Below are 16660 nucleotides of genomic sequence, written 5' to 3'. Positions count from 1 at the left end.
ATTTCCATCCATCCGGAATGGTAAAATTGTTCAACTGCTCCCTGAAAAAGTAGTGCCAGGACCACCGGTAAGCGCCCTAATCCCAAGCGGTAGAGCTATGCCAACCAAAACAAAAGTCTTTGTTGATTTTTTTGAAAAATGAACTAACTTAAGCTCGCAAACAATAAAACTGAGAAGCCGAGAATAAAATACCCACTATCCAAGCTGAATCAGCCAGGCCCCAAATTTTAAAGAAATATCACTTAAGATTTACACCAAGCACCCAATGAAAAACCTTATCAAAACTTTGTAAATCTAATTTAGGTCGTTCTTCAATTGAGTTAGCCACTCCGCGATCCAGCTTGGCATTAATCCAATCATCAAGTTGAGCATCCAGAATCACAAAACTGCCTTCATCCAACCCCTTTTTCTGCTCAATCAAATTGACTATCAGCTTGAATAGCCATTCCTCTTGATCATCCTCTAGTAATTCTTCGCACACTTGCATAAAGTTGACTGGAGGGATTGACAGAAATCTTTTTATATAAAGTACATTTAGAATTGAGCGTATTACATATAACAGCTTTTTAACCTTAATTTCCTTAACACCAGCGTCCTTTTCTTGCACAAATTTTGTATAACAGTTAAACCCCATGCTGATATAGTGATGCGCTAAGGCCCGCGGCTGCCAACACTTGAGTGCCAGGCTCCGAAGTTCATCCAAAACCTCTTGCCGTTTGAAATACACTTTTGGTGAAAACAGCCACTCGATTAATGTCGGATTGCTGCCCCTTAACAGTCCCAGGGTTTTATTGATATCCCAGCCAACAAGGTCAAGCTCATCCCCCAAGGTCTTATCGAAAGGCACTTCTACAACATCTCTTGGAGTCCCAAGTGTCAAATAGTGGTTAAGATCTCGCTTGTAAATAAAACGTACATCCCAATCACTATCCGGCGACTCAAAGCCCCACGCCCGACTACCAGACTCACAGGCATATAAAATTTCTATACCTTTCTCAGCTTCAAGTGCTTTTAACTTTTCTTGTACTACCAATTCCATCAATTTCTCTCTACCAATCTACCATGGGCAATGGACAAAAGTTACTATTCAAGAGAGTGACACTGCCTTTGAAAGGCCACTATTAGCCCCTTCAACGTAGGAAGTCACCACACGATGAATACTTGCATATACCCTACTCTACTTACCGCCCCTTTTCTGCACCTTGTAGCCACCAACCAAATACCCCAGCAACGATCCGATAAGCACTGGGATAGAGATCAAACCAATCAGCAACCAGCGGTCCTGCTTAAAATGCACATCGAAGTGAACTAATGCGGTATAAGCAACTGCACCCATCATTACAACAATGACAAACATTACAAGCCAAGTGACAAAATTTGCTGACAAATTCAAACCGCAGCTTTTACAGACACATTTTATCGAGTTGAGACCACTACACCAGCCAATCAGAGAGATAGGCTTCTCATTACAACCTGGACAATTTTTCACTGTTACTCCAACCCTAAATCTAGCCACAGCCTGGCAACCGAAAACTAAAATTATATTGGATATTCTTTAATACCAATACTTCTGCCCCCCCATAACCAGGCGGCCTAATCTCAATCAAAAACGCCTTCCTGCCCATAAAAGGCGAAACATCTGCTATCATCGCGCCCGCAAAAACCTAAGGGGTGGCCAAGGCCTGAGATGCAAAGGGATCAAGAAGATCACCTTAAGCAAACCCTTGAACCTGATCCGGTTAATACCGGCGTAGGAATAGGTAGGCGTGCCAAAGCCCTCCCCTCGTCGCTCTCCGGGTCTCTTTCATTAGTGTTGATTCGAGAGAGAACCATGAAAAAACTGTTCACAATCCGCCCGATTGCTCAATCTATCGGCCTTGTGGCTGGCCTGTCCGCTGGGCTAGCAATGGCCGCTAAGCCCATGGAGGGCGGGCTTGAGGAAGTGGTAGTGACAGCTCAATTACGTGATACCAACCTGCTAGATCTACCCGGCAGTGTCAGTGTAATCGGCACCAGCAGTATTGAGGCGCGCGGAGCTGGCAACCTGGACCAACTCCTGAACATGGCACCTAATGTCAATTTTTCTACGGGCGCCTCACGGGGGCGCTTTATCCAGGTTCGCGGTATCGGTGAACGCAGCCAATTTATCGACCCAGTAAACCCTTCAGTCGGCTTGGTTATTGATGGTATCGACTTCACAGGCCTTGGCCTGGCCGCCAACACCCTGGACATAGAACAAGTCGAGATTCTACGAGGCCCGCAAGGCACCTTGTATGGTGCCAATGCCCTAGCAGGCCTGGTCAATATGCGCAGTGCCGCGCCCACTTCAGAAACAACGGGCAAAGTCTCCGCCGAGTTGAGTGAATACGGTGGTCGCAGCCTTACCGCCATTGGCAGCGGCAGCCTGACTGAGCAGCTTGGCTACCGTATAGCCGCCAGCGAGCGAAAGTCCGACGGCTATATAGAAAATCAGTACCTAGGTCGTGATGACACGAACAATATTGATGAATCCGTACTGCGCGGTAAGCTGGCCTATTCTCCCAGTGACGATTTAAAACTCGGCCTCACCCTTTTCTACCTTGACGCCGATAACGGCTACGATGCCTTCTCTCTATACAATACCCGCAAGACCCTCTCCGACAAGCCCGGTCGGGACCAGCAGGAAAGCTGGGCTGGCGCTTTAACTGGGCAGTGGTCTGGTAACGAGAATTTCACTCTTGAAGCCACCCTAAGCCATGCCAATTCCGATACCGAATACGGATACGATGAGGACTGGAGCTATATCGGATTTCACCCTTTGGAATACAGCCAAACTGACAATTACCAGCGGGACAAAGACAACGCCAGCCTGGATTTACGCCTGCTCTCCACTGAAAGCTCCAAACTCTTTGCGGGGCGCACTAGCTGGGTACTGGGGGGTTATCATCGTAATGAGCAAGAAGACCTCCTGCAGACTTCAGGAAAAACTAAAGGCACAATCACGGAATACAGTTTTTTTAGCAGTGAGTTTGATACCAAAAACAGCGCTGTTTACGGACAGCTGAGCACCACACTAACCGACGCTCTCAACCTGATTACCGGGCTTCGCCTGGAAAAACGCAGCGCGGATTATTCTGATTCCTATTCCACTAAGGCAGATAGCAATGAGGATTTGTGGGGTGGAAATATAACCCTGGAATATCATTATTCTGAAGACACGCTACTGTACGCCACCGTTTCACGCGGCTATAAGGCAGGGGGTGTGAACGGTGCGATCATCGCAGAGTTCGCGGGTAATGAAGAAACTTACAGGGAGATGTTCGAGTTTGATACAGAGCATTTGCTTAACTACGAACTCGGCGCCAAAGGCAGCTGGCTGGATAACCGCCTACAGGCGCAGCTAGCAGCTTTCTACCAAGACCGCAGCGATGTTCAAGCCAAACAATCACTCTTTAATCCAGAAAGTAAAAAGTTTAGGGAATACCTGGGTAATGCAGCAGGTGGTGAAACTTACGGCTTTGAGGCGGAAATAAATTTCCAAGCCACGGATACTGTGCGCCTCTTCGCTTCTGCAGGCTGGCTAAACGCCGAGTTTGAAAACTTTATAAGCAGTACCCACGTAGATACAGAGAAGGATGAAGAAACCGGTACGGTACTATCTCCGGTAAATCTGGATGGGCGTGATGTAGCTCATGCGCCAAGCTATCAGTTCTTCACTGGCACCGAGATTGATCTCACTACCCACTGGGTACTGCGTCTGGAATTGGAAGGCAAGGATGAGTTTTACTTCTCTAATAGCCACAATGAAAAATCCACGGCCTACGAATTGGTTAACGCCCGCCTCACCTATCGGCTTGATAACTGGGAAGTCTCTCTATGGGGTAGAAACCTGACAGGTGAGGATTACTATACCAGAGGCTTTTATTTCGGAAATAACCCAGTTAATGGCTATACCTCAGAAGCTTATTATCAACAGGGTGAACCACGTATTGCCGGGATAACCGGTACTTATACTTTCTAATAGGACACCTTGTAATTTAGCAAATAGCCAATGGTTAACGCCCGTGAATTATCAGATACATAGCTATCTGATAATTCACGAACTTAATCGGGTTGGATAGATAGAAGCCAAGGATAGTTACCCCCTGGCTCTCGGCGAATAATGAGAAAAGCTATGCAGCTCTCCGCAGAAATCAGCATGTACCCTCTCAAAGATGAGTACATACCCAGTATTCGAGCCTTTATTGGACGCCTGAATAGCCATTCAGGCCTGAGAGTAATCACTAACACTATAAGCACTCAGGTATTTGGCGAATATGATTTGCTAATGGATGTTCTCAAAATAGAAATGCGCAAATCCTATGAGCAGTTTGGACGCGCTATTTTTGTTTGTAAATTTATTGATGGCGACCTAGCCCCGGCAAAACCCCATGCTTAACTCAGAGCTCCTAGAAATTCTGCGCACCTCAATTGCAGCCATGTCTCTTTGGGAAGTGGCAGCTGTTGTTCTCGCCCTTGCTTACCTGTTATTGGCGATGCGCGAGAAAATCAGCTGCTGGTATGCTGCCTTTATCAGCACGGCAATCTATTTAGTTTTATTTTGGGATGTCAGCCTGCTAATGGAATCAGCACTGCAAGTGTTCTACCTGGGCATGGCGATTTTTGGCTGGTGGCAATGGCGTCATCACGAGGATAAAAACAAAGATTTAAGAATTCATCGCTGGCCACTGCAAACCCACTTGATGGTGATTAGTGGTGTTTTCCTGCTAACCCTAGTATTCGGTTATCTGCTAGATAACTTTACCAGTGCCGCCCTACCCTATCTCGATTCTTTCACCACTTTGGGAGCTGTGGTCACCACCTATATGGTGACCCGCAAAGTTTTGGAGAACTGGATCTACTGGATTGTAGTGGATGGGGCCTCCATCTACCTTTACCTGGATAGAGGGTTGTACCTGACTGCGCTCCTCTTTTTACTCTACGTGGTATTGGTTGTTATTGGCTTTTTCCAGTGGAAATCCATCTACAATAAGCAAAATCAGCCCGGGCTAACCTCTTTAACGGGAAGACAAGCTTCCGCCGCTTTACAGTAGCAATTCGCCCTCTCTATATCTATGAGCCAAAGCCCAAGCGACATCATTCCCTGCGACTGGCATCAGTGGAGCCAGTCCAGACCTAGGTTTATACAGACCTTGGCAGGTGGGCAGACCAATCGAACCTATTTAGTTTCATCAGGGGAAGAGCTCCTGGTTATTCGCCATAACTCCCCACTTAGCCAAGCGCTGGATCTCGACCGGGCAACAGAGGCCCAAGTCCTCAACCAGGCCTCTCGCGCCGGGCTCTGTGCTCCCCTTATCTATTGTGACCCTCATTATCACTATTTGGTAACAAGGTTTATTCAAGGCCAGCCCTGGCACAAAGAGGGCCCCAGCGCTTTGAAGCGGCTTGCCAAACGACTTAATAGCATTCACTCTCTCTCGCCGGTTAAGAACCACCTGGATATTGATCAGAAAATAGACCGCTATTGGTCATCGATTAATACTCAAGCTGATTTCTATCCACGCCTTAAACAATTACACGGTCAACTATCCAGCAGTATTAGCGCTTTAAAGGCTGTAAGTGATACTCCCAGTCTCTGTCATAATGACCTTACCAAAGAAAACCTGATCGAAAGTACCAACGGAGAGCTAATCGCAATCGACTGGGAATATGCTTCCATGGGAGATCGATTTTATGACCTTGCCGCTTTGGTTGAGGAGCACCAATTTTCCCCTGCGGAGCAACAACAGCTACTGGTCAATTATCTCCATCGCCCACCAAATGGAGATGATAGGCAGCGCCTTTACCATTGGCGGCTTATCTATAAATATCTATGTGTGCTTTGGCATGCACTGCAATGGAGTGCAAAAAAGGCCTCTTGTGACTCAAGCGCCATCGAATCTCAATGCCAGGCGATATTAGAGTTAGCTGCATCCCGGCCGGATTAGTAGCTCCTTAGTAAGCCCACCTCATCAACCCGGCAAAAGCCCTGCCGAGCCCCCAAATAAACATAACAGGAATTAAAGGGGAGCCTTTATGGGTGAAGCCTTCCTAAATAATACAGCTCAAGATACCAACCACATAAGATCAGTATTGACCGGCCATTGCTTTGCAAAGATATAATCACTGCAGACCTGCAAAGGTTTACATCAAAATGCACGAGTATAGGGAGATACACATTATGACCAGAACTTTCTTCGGCTTGCTACTCCTCTTCGTCACCGCCAGCTGCTACGCCGACAAGAGGCCTGAAGCTTTTAACACCATCGACAAACTTTTTGCCGCCATGTCAAATTTTGATCATCAGGCAATGAGAAGTACGGTTACTGATTCATTCATCCTTTTAGAACATGGGGAGATCTGGACCATAGAGGATCTTGTTAATGTAGTTAAGCCCGCTGGTTACACCCGAACGAATTACTTCAGCATCATCAACTACGAGCAGCAAGGCGAATTACTGACTGTCAATTATTGGAACAAAGCCAACTTTACCCAGAAAAACAAAAGCGAGGATGTTATCTGGCTGGAGAGTGCCGTCCTAGCCAAGGTAGATGGGAACTGGTTACTCCGCCAAATGCATTCTACCCGGCTACCAGCTGGTAAAACGCCCGATAAAGTAACCTTTATCAAGCAAAAACTCTAAATTTAAAGTTAAGCTCAATGTGCTGGCCTTAGGGCCAGCCCTACATTCACTGTAGAGGCTACAGCCAATACCGTGTCTTTTCCTATCCACTGCAGCATCATGTAAAATAAGCCGAACTATACGATACATAGTGCTTATTATCCCAAGAGGCGGCCCCATGAAGCTAAAAGTGTACCTTTCCGGTGAAATTCATTCTAACTGGAGAACCCAAATTATAGAGGGTTGCAAAAATCTAGGGTTAGATATCACCTTTTCATCCGCAGTGACTGATCACGATGCCAGTGATGCAGCGGGTGATGGCCTTGGTGAAGAGTCCAACTCTTTTTGGCGTGATCATAAATCGGCCAAGGTCAATGCCGTCCGAATCAAACACTCTATTGAGAACTGCGACCTGGCCATCATTCGCTTTGGAGAAAAATATAAGCAGTGGAACGCCGCATTCGATGCCGGTTACTGCGCAGCTCTGGGAAAGCCTTATATCACCCTACACGATGAATCCCTGGTTCACGCCTTGAAAGAAGTCGATGGTTCAGCCCAAGCCTGGGCCCAGAGCCCTGCACAAGTTATCGATATTCTGAAATACCTCACTTCCCAGGCTTAACGCCATATGTCACCATCTCCGGCCAATGACCGGCGGTGGTTTGTCGTATAATCGCTCACCTTCATTTTCCCCACTCTTTTTAATCTGTAGCTACTTATGCCTGGAGTAACTGATCGGTTTTCCCCTTGATATGACCTATTAATCCATTAGTATTTCATACCAACATCTTCATGTTTTGCTATATCCCACTGTGTCCAACCAATCCAGTAATAGATGGCGCAGACATAAACCGAGGCAAGGATACTGACCTTAAAGGCCACAAATGTACGATTCATATAATTAAACTCAGGAGATCAATTAAAAGGTTCTGGCGGGTTTCCCACGATAAACGCTTACATCCTCAATCAGGAACAACCTTATCAGCTATCGGCCACCCCAGTAGCTTGGAGAGTATCATGAGAATAAGTAAAGAAGTCTGGAAGGGCCAAGCCGCATATTCCAAGACACTGTTATGGCTATATGATTTTTGGGTGTTATTTTTATCAAATCGCTTTATTTGGCGCTGCCCTACACCAATAATTCTTCGGCAATTTGATGAAAATGTAAGCGTCAATCACTTGGACGTGGGTGTCGGCACTGGCTATTTTATGGATAAATGTCATTTTCCCTCACCTCATATCAGATTGGCACTTATGGATTTAAACCAGAACTGCTTGGATATCTCAGCAAAGCGTGCTGCAAGATACAAACCTATTCTATTTCACACAAACGTACTGGGTGAAATGCCTAATGATATAGAGCCATTTGATTCCATTTCTGTTAATTATTTATTCCATTGCTTACCGGGGAGACTATCAGAAAAGCTTATTGCCATAGATTATCTTAATAAACTACTCTCAGATCATGGCACTATCTTTGGCTCTACAATTTTACATGAAGGTGTTTACAAAAGTGCAATCGCCAAACGATTAATGACCTTCTACAACAAGAAAGGAATATTTTCTAACACCCTAGACAGCCAGAAAGATCTGGAGAATTTCCTGCAAAGTAGATTCTCAGAATATTCAATAGAAATTCGGGGCTGTGTTGCACTTTTCTCAGCAAAGAACAAGCGATAAACCCAGCCCCCAACAATTGCGAGAATACTTGGTAAATATTACTTCATCATTAAGGCCACCTCTCTCCTTGATTTCCTCTTATTTGAAGCAGCAGTATTATTCTATTGTTTGTTCACACCCTTTTGCCAAAGGCCTTCCTGATTTAGGTCATGATACGCTAGCCAAACTGTGGAAACCCCAGCTCCGATCTTGGCACTCATAAGGCGTGCATTGTCATAGCCATTGAATGGAACATCAAAAACTGATCCTGGGTACTCATATTTACAAGCCACTTCTCCTTGAGACCAGTCCGCATCAGCAGCAGTAACCTTCCAGTCACCTTCATCACGGCAAGCAAAGCGATAGCTTTTGGAGCACGCTACATCATTAAAACGACCGTTCACCTTTGAAATAGCGCAATGCTCATTGCCATTCCAGTTGTTCGGCTCCGTACTTTCCCAAGACCAGAGTAGGTCTTCGGGCTCAAGATGCCCAGCACTACCATCACCATTGAACCAGAACATTTCAAATATATTGAGCCCACAGGAAAGATAGCTTTTTACATTAGACTCAGTGATTTCTTTGTCTTGCGGCCCTTTACCACCACTACCAATGCCATAAAGAGTGCTTGGATCGTGTAACCGCGTCATTTGCTTGCTTGCCGAGGTCGTCATTAACTCACAAGTATTGGGATCTGTAGGTTTACTAAATTTGTCTTTGTGGAACCCCTGATATTGCAGACCGAGATGTACCACAGACCTAAAGCTCCCTGATTGTGGACAGATTAAATCCGTATTTACAACGACTATATTTTTTCCAGAATCCAACACATTCTGCTTACTCAAGGAATCCACCGGTAAGCCGGCACAACGATTAGATCCCCCTCCAGAGAAACTCGCCTCATAAAGATAGCTTCCTAACTCAGCTCTCAACTGACTGGCTATCTGGCCATAATGATCAGAATTTATTTCAAGTTTCAATAATATGACTGACTGAACATTCCCCTCTTCCAACCAACGAACAATACTTTCCAGCCCACGGCGAAACTTTTTTTCACCACCAAAGCAGACACCATGACATAACCGCAGCTGATTCTCCCCAAAAAATGTTCCGTAATCGCCGACATCTAAAGTAAGCTCACGCACACCAGAGTTTAACTGATCATAGATTGAAATATCCTGATTGGGATCCGCCCAGTAGGCACTGTCCCACTCCCGCGCATTATAAGAGTTGTGAGTACCCACCCATTGCGAATGGTTGAAAGGCACATCTTTATCTAACTGTTCTTGCAGGGACAGTTGTATAACACCCTGAGTTGTTGTCGACTTGACGCCCGGAACTAGAAAAAGGCCCACCATAAGAATTACTAGCCGCCGATAAAGGGATAATTTGATCATTTGTTTTTTTATTGTCATGATATACCTGTGTCACTATAGTGACTTTATTGTTATTTCGCCTTGCGAAAGGCATATATTCCAAGTCGGAACCTCTAGATATTAATCAAACAAATAATCAAATCATAGAATAAAACCAAATCTGATTGACTGGATAGGTATATAAGGAACAACAGCTTCTATTTTTACCTGACAGTAAAGCCACCCAAAAGAAAATCAATTTGACTTTAAAGACGCCAGGTTCATGCTAATAGTACCAATCCTTAAAAAGCATACAGCTGACCCTCACATAAACCCATGCTTATAACCGCACCTGGAAAGCAGGCCAATCCCATCACTCAACACAGTTAAAATAATTTATATTTTTTATTGAAATCACCAACCAAAAAGCGAAATAAAACTATACAAAAAAGGGCTGTATTTCTTGCCCCAATAATGAACTCAAACAATTGGATTTGAGAGCCAACCATAAAATTCAGACCAACAACTTCACTGAAGAGCATCGCCTCAGTTACTCCCTCCCAACCGCTATAAAGCGAGAAAAGAATAGGACTTACAGAAAATTTTCTCTGAAAGAAAAACACTAGAAAATCATTTGTGGATCGCAATAATACGTATCGCAAAACACAAAAAAAATCGCTAAGACAGCAGAAAATCAAGTGATCCAACAACAGCCATAACCAAAAAGGACACACCCAACCTCCTCTCAGGCGACTATGTTAAGGTTATTCTCAGCACAAAAATTACAGCCAATTACACCTAAGCAAGACTCTCAACTCATCACCCACAACCCCAAAATATTACACACGTACCACATTCTCTCTATGTGAAATAAATCACATAAAAACCCTTATCGGCATTAGTTTAGATTGGCAGATATCAAGTCACTCCATGATATGATCGCGCAATGGATTTAGCGCCTTAGCGCTATGGTGAATGACTATCAGGGATGAGAGTATATGGCTAACCCTCACAATATTGACTACACAGGCTTTATCTTTTTCCACGAAACCACTAAAGGACAAAATGGAAAGCCTGTCTTTATTGATCCAAAACTGCTTCCTCGGTTTATTGATTTGATCGATATCAACTCGGAGGCGGGCAGAAAAACGGCAAACCAAATGAATCAGCTCAGCAGTACCGCTGCTGGAATCACCTCCGAAAGTAACCAAACTAATGGCTTTCAACACCGCGAAAATATAGGGGCTGTACAGGTTAGCTATACCGTGTATCAAGAGGGCAATAGTCATAATAGAGGCCCTGGTGTTTATATCACAGAGCTCAAGCGGGCCAATGGAGAATCAGGTAGAGAGTCTCTACCCGCAGGCTTCTATCTATCAAATTTTAAGAATAATGAGTGGAGGCTAAGCACGATTAAAGATGACACTATTCCTACAGTAATTGGGGCAATTGGCGCAGTATTTACTGGTACGGCTTACAGTGCCCGTACTAGCGCAAAAGCATATGGTGACTACTTAAAGACCACAGGAAATGCAAACCAAAAGCAACTAAATGATTGTTTTTCGCTCTACTATGCTCCAAGCTATCTCGTCGATGAGCTTGGAGTCTGGAAAACGGCGACTCAGAAACTCTCTGGACCAGACGCCGGACCTCGAGAACTTGCCCGTCTGTTATATAAATCGCTACCTTGGGATGAGAGAGATCAAACCTTAAAGCATCATTGGTATGTTTTCGGAGAAGGTGCCAAGATGCTCCATCGCACCTTGAAGGAGTTTAGCCAGATAGCCGGAGGAAAAAAGCTACAGCAGCACTGTTTTTATTTTGTCAACCCACGAGAGAATCTAGGGCTTTTGATGCGGGAAATTGAAGCCGTAGGTGCACAGACGAAAAAGACCAGTTACAGGCATAGCCTGGATGATATAGCCAGTAAGGTGCACCAAGTAAAGGATGGAGATAACACGGTGATTGGTCTGCAGAAAATGGATGCACCTTGGTCTGAGTTCGACAAAATGATACAGGGGGGCAGCAATTATTATCAAAACAAATATATAAATAGTATTGACAATAATCGTACTTTCTCAGACGCGGCTATAAGATTTGTAAGAAACTTCAAAGATGGATGGAGTTGAGTATGGCCCAGATAGATTCACTGGACTTAAGCCGCCCTACTATTGAGCAACTTGATGATCTTTACTGGTTACCCTTTGATGCGCTACCCGTACACCACTACGACTTAGGCGACTGGCACCTGTCATTTACTGGGAGACTGGAGCTACAAACTTATGGGGAGCACCGTTATGCCCCATATACTACACCTATCGACAAAGAGGATAGCTATCCAAGATTTTATGGTGGACAACCACTTTGGGACAATAAGAGCCCCTATATTTGGTTTGAATTGCATTCAATCAATGTCGGCTGCAGTGTAGATGTTGGGCCGGACGATGCCTGGATTGTTGGCACCGCTTGCTTCGAGATCCGAGTGATCCAGATACGGGACCCATCCAAATCTGGAATCTTCGACCTCGCTGATCAAGACCAGTTAATGCAATTTATATTCAACAAGCATAAAAATAACCTAGATCACTTTCAAGAATTCGGAAGCGAGGATTTCTTTAGCGCCTGGAGTCCCGGTGAGATCCAGGAGTATATGTTCAAGGGAAGGAACTGGTACGAAATAATTGATGGAAACAGAGGCCTAAATTGGTGTTTTAATTTGTATACTAATTTGTCAGACAAACACCTTTTGCATATCGCATATACACCAGACCAGTTCTGGCCTCCATATCATATTCCCAGCGAAAAAGCCTTGCGCATTAGCAAATCTCCTTTATGGGACTTTATGGATAACCTGGAGCTTACCAAAATGGAGAAAGGCAGCCAGGTCGTTACTGGTACCATAGAGCGAGAGACTACAAGCTCCTGGGGAGAAGATACAGAAGATCTGAGCGGCTGGTAAAGTATTTTAATTAGCGGGCTTACCTAGAGCAGCTTACATATTTAAACATTATTATTTGCGAAAACTATAAAATACAGATTCTTATTTTCTCCGGTAAAAAATTAACTAGCTGACTAGAGTGTAAAATAAGGATAGCCTGAAGTTAATAAGCTACTCCGCAACTCCTAATATAGAGTGCCCTAAAAGGGCACCTATAAGTCAGTGTGACGCTTTTCTTACCAGAAGATGTCTTGTGAGTTAAATGTTTAGCGACTCACCAACCAAAAGAACCTTACCGTTACGCTCACCTGCCGCAGCAACTTTAACGGCTTCCTTCACATCGCTAAGGGGATAAGTTGCATGAATTGGTGCAGAAAGCTTACCCTGGGCAACGAGGCTCGTAATGGTTCCAAACACTTCCTGCTGCCGCTCAGGTGAAGCATTAGCAAACCACTTGGCCAGCCAGAACCCACGTACAGTAATATCCTTAAAGATAATCACCCCTGGAGCAAGCAGACATGGTTCACCGCTCAGGGCACCATAGTTGACCAGTGTGGCACCCTCACTAAGGGCTTCACCCAGCCTAGCAGTAGCCATTCCCCCAACGGCATCTATACCCAAGCGAATCTCAGCACCTGCGGTTGCAGCTTTAACCCTCTTGGCTAGGCTCTCCCCTTCCTGATCACCATCTACCAGCACCACATCGGCACCGGCTTCTAGCATTGGCTCAATCAGCGAGGATCTGCGAACTACATTGACTACCTTCAGACCACGAATTTTTGCCAAACTTGTCAGATAAGTTCCTACCGCAGAGTTTGCTGCGTTTTGAATCACCCAGTCTCCCTCTTTCAGATCGACGAACTCACTGAGCAGGAGGTAGGCCGTTGGGGGATTAATGGTAATCATGGATAGTTGTATGGGATCTACCTCATTTGGCAGAGGAATAAGTCCCTTAGCATTTGCCACCATGTGCGTGGCCCAGGTGCCACTGCCAACGGGCAACAGAACAGTTTGGCCAATATCAAGGCCTGACACATTCGGACCCTGCTTAACTACCTTGGCAACACCTTCGTTCCCGCCAATGGCAGGCAGAGGCGGTAACATGCCATATTCACCGGTCAGCGTGAGTACATCTGAGGGGTTGATAGGTGTAGCCAGCATTTCCAGTAATACCTGCCCCTCTTCCAGTTCCGGCTCATTAAACGGAACCGCCTCAATCACATCCTGCGGCACAGGGCCGCGCTCACGATACTCTGCCTTTAGCATATCGACATATCCTTTAAGAAAAATAGCTTTCACTAAGCCGTAAACAATTTCTCTCACTGCCTCTCGAGTAACACTCGTATTTACCGGCCATTTCGAATTGTTCAGTCTACTCACCATGAGAGAGAGTTCAAGAATATCCACCAAACAGATGTAGGCTAACTGTAATCGTGCGATAGAAACAGGACTGAATCGTAAAGTCAAAGTATCTATTGAAAGCAAGTTGCTTTACAAAAGCTCACTGGTCACTCAAACAAATATCTTTGACACCCAGCATCTACTCGGTTGATTTTTTTCAAACTTAATAAAAGCCTGTTACCTCTTTACTCCTTATCTCCTCAGACTCTCACACTATCCTGCATCAGCAACGCAACAAACACTCCAAGATTAAAAAGAAATAGAGGTAAGCCTTAGAGAACATCACCGGAGTGCAAATCACCAGCAACTTATCCAAATGTCAACATGGAGCCGCTTGCCCCTTCACCACTAACTGATAAATATTGAATATGGATAGGGTTCAATTTCTTACGCAGAAAAGTACCCTTCTATCTTTTTGATGTACAGAATCGCGATGAGCCGCTATTATCAGCAGCGGCTCTAGTTGCACTCTTAGCAAACTTGGTGACTTTTACACCATGACTAAGAAATTTAATTTGAAACAACCCTTTAGCTTTATAGATGTTTACCTACACACTGATTAAGCATACCCATATCACAGCCGCAGTACTTAGCCTTTCTCTTTTTCTGTTGAGAATGGGGTTGGAGTTCTCAGGAAAGCCTCACTGGAGAAAAACCTTCCTTCGCTGGATGCCCCATGCCAATGATACTCTGCTGTTATCTGCGGCTGTAGCGCTGGTTGTTATCGGCAGCTGGAATCCGGCTGTCTTCCATTGGCTTGCAGTAAAGGTTGCGCTAGTATTCGGTTATGTGATTGCCGGATTCTTCGCACTGCGCCAGTCCATGCCTCAACCTACACGCATCATTGCGGCTCTTTTGGCCATGGTGCAGATTGGCTTTATTTTTTATCTGGCAATTCAAAAGCCTGCTCTCTAATACAACTTTTTATTTAATTTGCCCACAAAGCCAGTGCTCACAACTCAGTGGGCAGCGAGCTCAATTCCGATCCCATACTGTGTGATCAATCCCTTTAATATCGTATTTTCTCGCATCAAACACCGGCTCCTTAATTCCTTGATTAAGCTGTGCTTCATAGTCTCCCAGCACTTTGAAAGCGACACCGGAGAGCAAGGTAATAGCCAATATATTGGTAGAGGCCATAAATCCCATCGCCACATCTGCCATGCGCCAGAGCAAGGTAAAATTCTCAGTACTTCCACTGTAAGAAACCCAGGCACCAAACAGGATAAAAATTAAAAAAATTATCCGATAACAAAATATAGAAGTGGGAGTATGGTAAAGATAAAAAATATTGGTTTCACCGTAATAGTAATTACCAATAATCGAAGTAAAGGCAAAAAACAGCAGTGCAAACGCCACGAAACCACTTCCCCAGGAACCCACCACGCTAGACAGAGAGTCCTGAGCTAATTTAACTCCCTCCACATTGCCCACCATATACACATCGGCAACTAAAATAATTGCCGCGGTACAGGTACAGATAACAATGGTATCTAGAAAAACGGAAGCCATTTGCACATAGCCCTGCACTAGTGGATGCTTAACATCCGCTGCTGCACCCACATTCGGTGAAGAGCCAAGCCCCGCCTCATTGGCAAATAGCCCACGCTTTATTCCATTGGAAACTACCGCCCCCAGGGCTCCTGCGCCAGCCTGTTCCAGCCCAAAAGCATTCCTTAATATCATACCCAGAATCTTGGGCAACTCCCCCAAGTTCATCAGCAAAACCATAAACGCCACTGTTAAATAGGCGATAGCCATAAAAGGCACCACCACTCCGGCAAAGCGCGCGATAGAGCGGATACCACCAAACACAATAATGCCCGCAATCACAGCTACCACAATCCCGACCAGCATGGGGTTGATTTCCCAGGCGTCGTTTAGGGCCGTGGCCATTGCGTTCGACTGAATGGAGTTGAAGACAAAGCCGTAGCACATCAGTAAGAAGATGGAAAAACTTACTGAAAGCCACTTCCAGTTAGGGCCTAGGCCTTTTTTGATGTAGTAAGCCGGTCCTCCACGGAAGGTCCCAGGTTGCTCACCTTTCTCTTTATAAACTTGCGCGAGGGTATTTTCGACCATGCTGGTGGCCATACCGAGCCAAGCCACCATCCACATCCAAAAAACCGACCCAGGACCCCCAGCAGTAATTGCCACGGCAACACCCGCCAAACTACCGGTACCAATCCGTGCTGCGGCACTGGTGGCAAACGCCTGAAACGCGGAAATTGAGCCCGGATGATCCTTATGAATACCGCGCACCATTACCATCGCCATGTGACCAAAGTGGCGGAATTGAATAAAGCGACTGCGAATGGAAAAGTAAAGGCCAATAGGCAGCAAAGCGATAATGAGGACACCGAGCCACCACTGCCCTTCAATCCCCCCCCACAAAAGCCGGTTGGCCCAATCAATCGCCTTGATTATTCGGTCCAACAACTCTTGCATCCACCGCTCCCTGGCACAGCCTATATTTATGCATAGATCAACCGCTGGAAACGGCTATCCCCACTAAAGACTAGCAGCCGCTACAGTGCTAACGGGTAGGTAACCAAGCGGACCTTTTGCAGGAAAAGTAAGAATCACTTGGTTCTACGGCGCTTAAAAAATCCAGACCAGCTGGAAAGGGAGGCGAAAAGGATTCTCGGCGCTCAATCAAGATAGAGC

Annotated in this window: 16 protein-coding genes and 1 riboswitch; of the genes, 10 read left to right on the top strand and 6 right to left on the bottom strand. The window is 45.4% G+C overall.

Annotation, left to right across the window (positions count from 1 at the left end; all coding sequences use genetic code 11):
- Nucleotides 1-238: 238 nt before the first annotated feature.
- Entirely contained in the window at nucleotides 239-1039 is an 801-nt protein-coding gene (locus ACJJIJ_RS05690) for a nucleotidyltransferase domain-containing protein (RefSeq protein ID WP_444938883.1), read from the bottom strand.
- Between the two features lie 138 nt (nucleotides 1040-1177).
- Nucleotides 1178-1357 (bottom strand): hypothetical protein, encoded by a 180-nt coding sequence (locus tag ACJJIJ_RS05685; protein ID WP_444938882.1) that lies wholly within the window; start codon nucleotides 1355-1357, stop codon nucleotides 1178-1180.
- A gap of 300 nt (nucleotides 1358-1657) precedes the next feature.
- Nucleotides 1658-1774, top strand: a riboswitch (TPP riboswitch).
- 57 nt (nucleotides 1775-1831) lie between these two features.
- Here ACJJIJ_RS05685 and ACJJIJ_RS05680 point away from each other — a divergent pair.
- From ACJJIJ_RS05680 to ACJJIJ_RS05655, 6 genes are all read left to right on the top strand, one after another.
- Complete coding sequence (locus ACJJIJ_RS05680; RefSeq protein WP_444938881.1) at nucleotides 1832-4000, top strand: TonB-dependent receptor; 2169 nt, start codon at nucleotides 1832-1834, stop codon at nucleotides 3998-4000.
- Between the two features lie 141 nt (nucleotides 4001-4141).
- Nucleotides 4142-4417, top strand: a complete 276-nt coding sequence (locus ACJJIJ_RS05675; RefSeq protein WP_444938880.1) for a hypothetical protein — start codon at nucleotides 4142-4144, stop codon at nucleotides 4415-4417.
- The gene (gene pnuC, locus ACJJIJ_RS05670; RefSeq protein ID WP_252085582.1) at nucleotides 4410-5072 is read left to right on the top strand and encodes a nicotinamide riboside transporter PnuC; all 663 of its coding nucleotides are present in this window, start codon (nucleotides 4410-4412) and stop codon (nucleotides 5070-5072) included. The genes ACJJIJ_RS05675 and pnuC overlap by 8 nt, the downstream gene beginning before the upstream one ends.
- Before the next feature lie 21 nt (nucleotides 5073-5093).
- Nucleotides 5094-5966, top strand: coding sequence for a choline/ethanolamine kinase family protein (locus ACJJIJ_RS05665; protein WP_252085581.1), 873 nt, complete (start codon nucleotides 5094-5096; stop codon nucleotides 5964-5966).
- A 233-nt stretch (nucleotides 5967-6199) separates the two neighbouring features.
- Nucleotides 6200-6661, top strand: coding sequence for a nuclear transport factor 2 family protein (locus tag ACJJIJ_RS05660; RefSeq protein WP_444888773.1), 462 nt, complete (start codon nucleotides 6200-6202; stop codon nucleotides 6659-6661).
- A 157-nt stretch (nucleotides 6662-6818) separates the two neighbouring features.
- Entirely contained in the window at nucleotides 6819-7262 is a 444-nt protein-coding gene (locus ACJJIJ_RS05655; protein ID WP_444938879.1) for a YtoQ family protein, read from the top strand.
- A gap of 146 nt (nucleotides 7263-7408) precedes the next feature.
- Here the strand turns inward: ACJJIJ_RS05655 and ACJJIJ_RS05650 are convergent, their stop codons facing one another.
- Nucleotides 7409-7537, bottom strand: a complete 129-nt coding sequence (locus tag ACJJIJ_RS05650) for a hypothetical protein (RefSeq protein ID WP_444938878.1) — start codon at nucleotides 7535-7537, stop codon at nucleotides 7409-7411.
- Nucleotides 7538-7657: 120 nt separating this feature from the next.
- Between ACJJIJ_RS05650 and ACJJIJ_RS05645 the strand changes: the two genes are divergently transcribed.
- Entirely contained in the window at nucleotides 7658-8320 is a 663-nt protein-coding gene (locus ACJJIJ_RS05645; RefSeq protein ID WP_444938877.1) for a class I SAM-dependent methyltransferase, read from the top strand.
- A gap of 101 nt (nucleotides 8321-8421) precedes the next feature.
- Here the strand turns inward: ACJJIJ_RS05645 and ACJJIJ_RS05640 are convergent, their stop codons facing one another.
- On the bottom strand, nucleotides 8422-9714 hold the full coding sequence (locus tag ACJJIJ_RS05640; RefSeq protein WP_444938876.1) for a phosphoinositide-specific phospholipase C-related protein: 1293 nt from the start codon (nucleotides 9712-9714) through the stop codon (nucleotides 8422-8424).
- Nucleotides 9715-10652: 938 nt separating this feature from the next.
- On the opposite strand from ACJJIJ_RS05640, the gene ACJJIJ_RS05635 reads away from it, so the two are divergent.
- Both ACJJIJ_RS05635 and ACJJIJ_RS05630 read left to right on the top strand, forming a co-directional pair.
- The gene (locus ACJJIJ_RS05635; protein WP_444938875.1) at nucleotides 10653-11783 is read left to right on the top strand and encodes a hypothetical protein; all 1131 of its coding nucleotides are present in this window, start codon (nucleotides 10653-10655) and stop codon (nucleotides 11781-11783) included.
- Between the two features lie 2 nt (nucleotides 11784-11785).
- Complete coding sequence (locus ACJJIJ_RS05630; RefSeq protein ID WP_444938874.1) at nucleotides 11786-12613, top strand: hypothetical protein; 828 nt, start codon at nucleotides 11786-11788, stop codon at nucleotides 12611-12613.
- A gap of 237 nt (nucleotides 12614-12850) precedes the next feature.
- Here the strand turns inward: ACJJIJ_RS05630 and ACJJIJ_RS05625 are convergent, their stop codons facing one another.
- The gene (locus ACJJIJ_RS05625; RefSeq protein ID WP_444938873.1) at nucleotides 12851-13858 is read right to left on the bottom strand and encodes a zinc-dependent alcohol dehydrogenase family protein; all 1008 of its coding nucleotides are present in this window, start codon (nucleotides 13856-13858) and stop codon (nucleotides 12851-12853) included.
- A gap of 675 nt (nucleotides 13859-14533) precedes the next feature.
- Here ACJJIJ_RS05625 and ACJJIJ_RS05620 point away from each other — a divergent pair.
- Nucleotides 14534-14908: a SirB2 family protein gene (locus ACJJIJ_RS05620; protein WP_444938872.1), complete on the top strand. Its 375-nt coding sequence runs from the start codon at nucleotides 14534-14536 to the stop codon at nucleotides 14906-14908.
- Between the two features lie 60 nt (nucleotides 14909-14968).
- Here ACJJIJ_RS05620 and ACJJIJ_RS05615 read toward each other — a convergent pair whose 3' ends face one another.
- On the bottom strand, nucleotides 14969-16441 hold the full coding sequence (locus ACJJIJ_RS05615) for an alanine/glycine:cation symporter family protein (protein ID WP_444885250.1): 1473 nt from the start codon (nucleotides 16439-16441) through the stop codon (nucleotides 14969-14971).
- Between the last annotated feature and the right edge of the window lie 219 nt (nucleotides 16442-16660).

The organism is Microbulbifer mixtoriginis (SeqCode), assembly GCF_052467945.1.
The sequence above is the reverse complement of the archived record's forward strand: the minus strand, read 5'-3'. Positions and strand labels throughout refer to the sequence as shown.

Coding starts and splice junctions, on each gene's coding strand:
- ACJJIJ_RS05690 (WP_444938883.1), bottom strand. CDS start 1,039: ATGGAATTGGTAGTACAAGAAAAGTTAAAAGCACTTGAAGCTGAGAAA.
- ACJJIJ_RS05685 (WP_444938882.1), bottom strand. CDS start 1,357: ATGTTTGTCATTGTTGTAATGATGGGTGCAGTTGCTTATACCGCATTA.
- ACJJIJ_RS05680 (WP_444938881.1), top strand. CDS start 1,832: ATGAAAAAACTGTTCACAATCCGCCCGATTGCTCAATCTATCGGCCTT.
- ACJJIJ_RS05675 (WP_444938880.1), top strand. CDS start 4,142: ATGAGAAAAGCTATGCAGCTCTCCGCAGAAATCAGCATGTACCCTCTC.
- pnuC (WP_252085582.1), top strand. CDS start 4,410: ATGCTTAACTCAGAGCTCCTAGAAATTCTGCGCACCTCAATTGCAGCC.
- ACJJIJ_RS05665 (WP_252085581.1), top strand. CDS start 5,094: ATGAGCCAAAGCCCAAGCGACATCATTCCCTGCGACTGGCATCAGTGG.
- ACJJIJ_RS05660 (WP_444888773.1), top strand. CDS start 6,200: ATGACCAGAACTTTCTTCGGCTTGCTACTCCTCTTCGTCACCGCCAGC.
- ACJJIJ_RS05655 (WP_444938879.1), top strand. CDS start 6,819: ATGAAGCTAAAAGTGTACCTTTCCGGTGAAATTCATTCTAACTGGAGA.
- ACJJIJ_RS05650 (WP_444938878.1), bottom strand. CDS start 7,537: ATGAATCGTACATTTGTGGCCTTTAAGGTCAGTATCCTTGCCTCGGTT.
- ACJJIJ_RS05645 (WP_444938877.1), top strand. CDS start 7,658: ATGAGAATAAGTAAAGAAGTCTGGAAGGGCCAAGCCGCATATTCCAAG.
- ACJJIJ_RS05640 (WP_444938876.1), bottom strand. CDS start 9,714: ATGACAATAAAAAAACAAATGATCAAATTATCCCTTTATCGGCGGCTA.
- ACJJIJ_RS05635 (WP_444938875.1), top strand. CDS start 10,653: ATGGCTAACCCTCACAATATTGACTACACAGGCTTTATCTTTTTCCAC.
- ACJJIJ_RS05630 (WP_444938874.1), top strand. CDS start 11,786: ATGGCCCAGATAGATTCACTGGACTTAAGCCGCCCTACTATTGAGCAA.
- ACJJIJ_RS05625 (WP_444938873.1), bottom strand. CDS start 13,858: ATGCTAAAGGCAGAGTATCGTGAGCGCGGCCCTGTGCCGCAGGATGTG.
- ACJJIJ_RS05620 (WP_444938872.1), top strand. CDS start 14,534: ATGTTTACCTACACACTGATTAAGCATACCCATATCACAGCCGCAGTA.
- ACJJIJ_RS05615 (WP_444885250.1), bottom strand. CDS start 16,441: ATGCAAGAGTTGTTGGACCGAATAATCAAGGCGATTGATTGGGCCAAC.